This is a genomic window from Micromonospora craterilacus (assembly GCF_003236315.1).
Taxonomy (GTDB): Bacteria; Actinomycetota; Actinomycetes; order Mycobacteriales; family Micromonosporaceae; genus Micromonospora; species Micromonospora craterilacus.
The window spans coordinates 1-5,968 of sequence record NZ_POTY01000325.1 but is presented as its reverse complement, the minus strand read 5'-3'; the positions used below and the strand labels follow the sequence as shown (position 1 = coordinate 5,968).

Genomic DNA, 5,968 nt, shown 5'->3' with positions numbered 1-5,968 from the left:
GACCGCGGGGTTCTGCGCGGCGGCGCGGACGGCGGCGGCGACTGCGGGAGCGACCCGGGAGTCGAAGACGCTGGGCACGATGACGGTCGGGTTGATCTTCTCTTCGCCGACCACGTCGGCGATGGCCCGGGCGGCGGCGATCGCCATCTCCTCGGTGAACTCCTCGGCGTGCGCGTCGAGCATGCCGCGGAAGACACCCGGGAAGGCCAGCACGTTGTTGATCTGATTCGGCTGGTCGGAGCGGCCGGTGGCGACCACGGCGGCGTGCTTGCGCGCCTCCCGCGGGTCGACCTCCGGGTCCGGGTTGGCCAGCGCGAAGACGATTGAGTCCTTCGCCATCTTGGCGATGTCCTCGCCGCTGAGCAGGTTCGGCGCGCTCACCCCGATGAAGACGTCCGCGCCGTCCAGCGCACCGGGCAGGTCGCCTGAGTAGCCGTCCCGGTTGGTGTGCTCGGCCAGCCACTGCCAGGCCGGGTTGAGGCCGGTCTGGCCGCGGTGCAGGGCACCCTGGCGGTCGTACGCGATGATGTCGCCGACGCCCTGGCGCAGCAGCAGCTTCATGATCGCGGTGCCTGCCGCGCCGGCTCCGGAGACCACCACCCGCACGTCCGCGAGCTGCTTGCCCACCACGCGCAGCGCGTTGGTCAGCGCGGCCAGCACGCAGATCGCGGTGCCGTGCTGGTCGTCGTGGAAGACCGGGATGTCCAGCGCGTCGCGCAGCCGCGCCTCGATCTCGAAGCACCGCGGCGCGGCGATGTCCTCCAGGTTGATCCCGCCGTACGCGGGCGCGATCGCCTTCACGATGGCGACGATCTCGTCGGTGTCCTGGGTGTCGAGCACCACCGGCCAGGCGTCCACCCCGCCGAAGCGCTTGAACAGCGCCGCCTTGCCCTCCATCACCGGCAGCGACGCGGCGGGGCCGAGGTTGCCCAGCCCCAGCACGGCCGAGCCGTCGCTGACCACGGCGACCGTGTTGCGCTTGATGGTCAACCGGCGGGCGTCGGCCGGGTTCTCCGCGATCGCCTGGCAGACCCGGGCCACCCCCGGGGTGTACGCGCGGGACAGCTCGTCGCGGGTGCGCAGCGCGACCTTCGGGCTCACCTCGATCTTGCCGCCCAGGTGCAGCAGGAAGGTGCGGTCGGAGACCTTGCGGACGTCCACGCCGTCCAGCGCGGTGAGCGCGTCGACCACCTGGTCGGCATGGCCGGAGTCGGCGGTGTCGCAGGTCAGGTCGACGAGTACGTGGGTCGGGTCGGAGTCGACCACGTCCAACGCGGTGACGATCGCTCCGGCCTCACCCACCGACGTGGTCAGCCGGCCGATCGACGAGGCGTCGGCGGGCACGGCGATCCGGATCGTGATCGAGAATCCGGCACTGGGCAGTCGGGTGGTGGGCACGCAGATCCCTCCGTCGGCGCTGAACGGCTCGTCCGCATTTCTACTCGCCCTGCCCTTGGCGGCGAGCACCCACCCCCGCTTTTGCCTGATTGCGCGGTGGGCATATAGCAGGTGCACTGGGCGTTGACACGTGTCAGGATTGCTCGGTACATGCACAGAACGGACAGGAGAGACGCTTGCGAGACCAGGAGACCTACGTTCCTTCCCCAGATGACGAGCTCGACGCCACGACCGGTGAGTACGAGCTGTCCGAGCGGCAGGCGTTGCGACGGGTCCCGGGCCTCTCCACCGAGCTGACCGACGTCACCGAGGTCGAGTACCGCCAGCTCCGGCTGGAGCGGGTGGTCCTGGTCGGTGTCTGGACCGAGGGCAGCCAGGCCGACGCGGAGAACTCGCTCGCCGAGCTGGCCGCGCTGGCGGAGACCGCCGGCTCGCAGGTGCTCGAAGGGCTGATCCAGCGGCGCACCCGGCCCGACCCGGCCACCTACATCGGTCGCGGCAAGGTCGAGGACCTGGGCGCGATGGTGCTCTCCGCCGGCGCCGACACGGTGATCTGCGACGGCGAGCTGTCGCCGTCCCAGCTGCGCAACCTGGAGCAGCGCACCAAGGTCAAGGTGGTCGACCGCACCGCGCTGATCCTCGACATCTTCGCCCAGCACGCCAAGAGCAAGGAGGGCCGGGCGCAGGTCGAGCTGGCCCAGCTCGAATACCTCCTGCCCCGCCTGCGCGGCTGGGGCGAGACGCTGTCCCGGCAGACCGGTGGTTCGGGCCGTGGCGGCGGCGCCGGTGGCGGCGTGGGTGTGCGTGGCCCGGGTGAGACGAAGCTGGAGACCGACCGGCGGCGGATCCGCCACCGGATCGCCCGGCTGCGCCGGGAGATCAAGGCGATGCGCACGGTACGCGAGACCAAGCGGGCCCGCCGTTCCCGCAACGCGGTGCCCGCGGTGGCCATCGCCGGCTACACCAACGCCGGCAAGTCGAGCCTGCTCAACCGGCTCACCGGGGCCGGCGTGCTGGTGGAGGACGCGCTGTTCGCCACGCTCGACCCGACCACCCGGCGGTCCACCACCGCCGACGGGCGGGTCTACACCCTGTCGGACACGGTCGGTTTCGTCCGGCACCTGCCGCACCAGATCGTCGAGGCGTTCCGCTCCACGCTCGAGGAGGTCGCCGAGGCCGACCTGGTCGTGCACGTGGTCGACGGCACCCACCCCGACCCGCAGGAGCAGGTCCGGGCCGTCCGCGAGGTGCTGGCCGAGGTCGGCGCCGACCGGCTGCCTGAGCTGGTGGTGGTGAACAAGACCGACGCGGCCGACGAGGAGACCCTGCTCCAGCTCAAGCGGCTCTGGCCCGAGGCGGTCTTCGTCTCCGCGTACAGCGGGCGCGGCATCGACGACCTGCGCGAGGCGATCGAGCGGCGGCTGCCCCAGCCGGCGGTCGAGGTGCGCGTTGTGCTGCCGTACGACCGGGGTGACCTGGTGGCCCGTGTGCACCGGCAGGGTGAGGTGCTCGGCACCGCCCACCTGCCGGAGGGCACCATGCTGCACGTACGGGTCAACGAGGCGCTCGCGGCCGAGCTGGCGCCGTTCGGCGACACGGTGGAGGCGGTCCGTACCGCCTGGTGACCGCCCAGCGGCGTCACCCGAAGGAAACCTTAGGCATGCGACACTTCATGCATGCACCGCACTGTTTCCTCGGTCACGGTTGCGCTCGGCCTGCTCGGGGCCACCGTGGCGGTCACCGGCGCCGCTCTCGCGGCCCCATCGCCCGCGTCGGCGGCCACTGCCGCGACGGGTGTGTCAGGTGCGGCGGCTGCGGTTCCCGTGGCCGCCGGGTCACCGTTGGTAGCGGCACCCAAGAAGCAGTGCAGCGTCACTGACTCGCGGCTGCGTGAGCTGTCCGGTCTGGTGGTCACCAAGACCGGCTACATCGTGGTCAACGACAGCACCGATCAGCCGGACCGCAAGCGGGTCTTCTACCTCGGCAAGGACTGCCAGGTCACCCGCGCGGTTCCCTACTCCGGCGGTGGGCCGTTCGACACCGAGGATCTCGCCCTCTCGCCGGACAAGAAGACGCTGTGGATCGCCGACACCGGCGACAACATCACCAGCCGGCAGCGCCGCGAGCGGGTGGCGGTCTGGAGCATGCCGGTCAGCGGTAACGAGCAGCCGAAGCTGCACCGGCTCGCCTACCCCGACGGCAAGCCGCGGGACGCCGAGGCCCTGCTGATCGGCGACGACAAGCTTCCGCTGATCATCACGAAGGTCACCGCCGGCAAGGCCGAGATCTTCACCCCGGACGGGCCGTTGAAGACCGGCGACACCGAGCCGGTGCCGATGAAGAAGGTCGGCGACGTCGAGCTGCCGAAGACGGACACCGAGAACCCGCTGAGCACCTTCGGCCGTGTCGCGATCACCGGGGCGGCCCGCTCCCCGGACGGTTCCCGGGTGGTGCTGCGCACGTACGCCGACGCCTTCGAGTACGACGTCCAGAACGGTGACATCGTCGGCGCGCTGACCACCGGCACCCCCCGGGTCACCGCGCTGGCCGATCCGTTCGGCGAGGCGATCTCCTACTCGACCGACGGCAAGACGTTCCTGACCGTGTCCGACGCCGGCCACCTGGACGACAACGACCCGGTCGACATCCTCGCCTACACCCCGTCCACCGAGGGCCCGAAGAACCTGACCGAGGACCCGGACGCGGTGAAGAACGCGGCCGGCGGGTCGTGGATGGACGGGTTGACCCTGAACGACATCACGTACCTGATCGCGACGATCGGTGTGCTCGGCGCGCTGCTGGTCGGCGCGGGCATCTTCGGGATCCTGCGGTCTCGCAAGCGGCCGGCGCCGGCCGGCAAGGACCGCGATGGTGACGACGACGGCCCCGGGTCGGCCGGCAAGGACGACGGTTTCGGCTCGTCGCAGGACCGCCCCCGGGGCGGGGTGTACGGCGGCGCGCCCTCCGGCGGCGTCTACGGCGGGTCGCCGACCGGTGAGGGGTCCGGTGGCGCACGGCCGGGCCCGGTGTACGGCGGCCGCTCGGGCGGCGGCCCTAACGGTGGCTACCCGGGCCAGGGTGGCGGCGGGAACGGTGCCCGCCCGGGCCAGGGCGGCGGTGGCGTCTACGGCGGTGGCGGTGGCGGCGGTGGCCGGCCCGGCGGCGAGGGTGCCCCGGTCTACGGGCGCCCCGGTGGCGGCCGGCCGACGGGTGGCGGGCACCCCGGCGGTGGTGCTGGCGGTGTCTACGGCGGCGGCGGTGGCCGCGCCGGGGGACCGCCCGGTGGCGGCGGAGGTCGTGCCGAGCCGCCACGGCGGGGTGGGCCTCCCGAGCCCGACTACCGGGGCCGGCGTTCCGGTCGTTACCGGGAGGACGGCACCGAGCCGTACGGCCAGGCGCCTGGCGGCAACTACGGCTACCGGGGCGACCGGTACTGACCGGGGGTCAGCACCGGTCGTGATCCAGGGTCAGATCCGGCGCAGTACGGCGACGACCCGGCCCATGATGGTGGCGTCGTCGCCCGGGATCGGGTCGAAGGCCGGGTTCTGCGGCATCAGCCAGACGTGACCATCCCGGCGGCGGTAGGTCTTCACGGTCGCCTCGCCGTCGAGCATGGCGGCGACGATCTCGCCGGAGTCGGCGGTTGGCTGCTGCCGGACCACCACCCAGTCGCCGTCGCAGATCGCCGCGTCGAGCATCGAGTCGCCCTTGACCTGGAGCATGAACACCTCGCCCTCACCGACCAGCTCGCGGGGCAGCGGGAAGACGTCCTCCATCGACTGCTCGGCGAGGATCGGCCCACCGGCGGCGATGCGGCCGAGCATCGGCACGTACGCGGGCGTGGGGCGCTGCGAGCGGGTCAGCTCGTCGTCGACGTCGTTGGGGGAGCGGACGTCCACCGCCCGGGGCCGGTTCGGGTCGCGCCGCAGGAAGCCCTTCTTCTCCAGCTCTTTGAGCTGGTAGGCGACGCTGGACGGGGAGACCAGACCGACCGCCTCGCCGATCTCGCGCACGCTCGGCGGGTAGCCGTGCCGCTCCACCCAGGTGCGGATGAAGTCGAGGATGCGCCGCTGGCGGGCGGTCAGGTCGACCGTCGCCGGGTCGGGGAAGGAGCTGACCACCGGGGTCACGGGGCGCACGGCGGGCTGCCCGGCCCGGGTGCGGGTGACGCTGCGGCGTCGGGCGGCCGGTGGGCCCGCCTCGGTGCTCTGCTGCAGGCTCTGCGGCCGGTTGGCCCGGTCCTCGGTCACGTCCGTCCTCCCTGGTCGGCGCTGGGTGCCTTGGCGGCTCGTGGTGCGCACGGTGGTCTGCCGGCCGGTGGGTCGACCATGGTCACCTCCGGCTGTTGATGACCGTATAGGTGAGATCGGTCATTTTCAAACATCTGTACGACATCTCTCCGCGTGTCGGCGCGAAAAACCGCGACAGTCGTATGCCCGTTCTGATAAATGGTACGTCGGGTCGAACGGGTGTTCGACCCCGTCCGGATTCGCGGAGATCCCGTCCGGCCCGGCGGTAACCGGCGCCGCCGGTCCGCGTTGGGCTCTCGGGTTGCGTCGGAAGGGGGGAG

At 72.0% G+C, this 5,968-nt stretch carries 4 protein-coding genes; 2 read left to right on the top strand and 2 right to left on the bottom strand.

The genetic code is table 11. The features are described from left to right. On the bottom strand, window positions 1–1,398 hold a 1,398-nt coding region (locus C1I95_RS31155), incomplete at its 3' end, for an NAD-dependent malic enzyme (protein ID WP_111219321.1). A 176-nt stretch (window positions 1,399–1,574) separates the two neighbouring features. Here C1I95_RS31155 and hflX point away from each other — a divergent pair. Next, window positions 1,575–3,023, top strand: coding sequence for a GTPase HflX (hflX, locus tag C1I95_RS31150; protein ID WP_111219319.1), 1,449 nt, complete (start codon window positions 1,575–1,577; stop codon window positions 3,021–3,023). Between the two features lie 51 nt (window positions 3,024–3,074). Beyond that, window positions 3,075–4,835, top strand: coding sequence for a hypothetical protein (locus C1I95_RS35495; RefSeq protein ID WP_158566508.1), 1,761 nt, complete (start codon window positions 3,075–3,077; stop codon window positions 4,833–4,835). Window positions 4,836–4,865: 30 nt separating this feature from the next. Here the strand turns inward: C1I95_RS35495 and lexA are convergent, their stop codons facing one another. After that, window positions 4,866–5,648, bottom strand: a complete 783-nt coding sequence (gene lexA / locus C1I95_RS31140; RefSeq protein WP_111219317.1) for a transcriptional repressor LexA — start codon at window positions 5,646–5,648, stop codon at window positions 4,866–4,868. Window positions 5,649–5,968 lie beyond the last annotated feature (320 nt).

Excerpts from the sequence above, each read along its gene's own strand:
- C1I95_RS35495 (WP_158566508.1), top strand. The coding sequence starts at position 3,075 with ATGCACCGCACTGTTTCCTCGGTCACGGTTGCGCTCGGCCTGCTCGGG.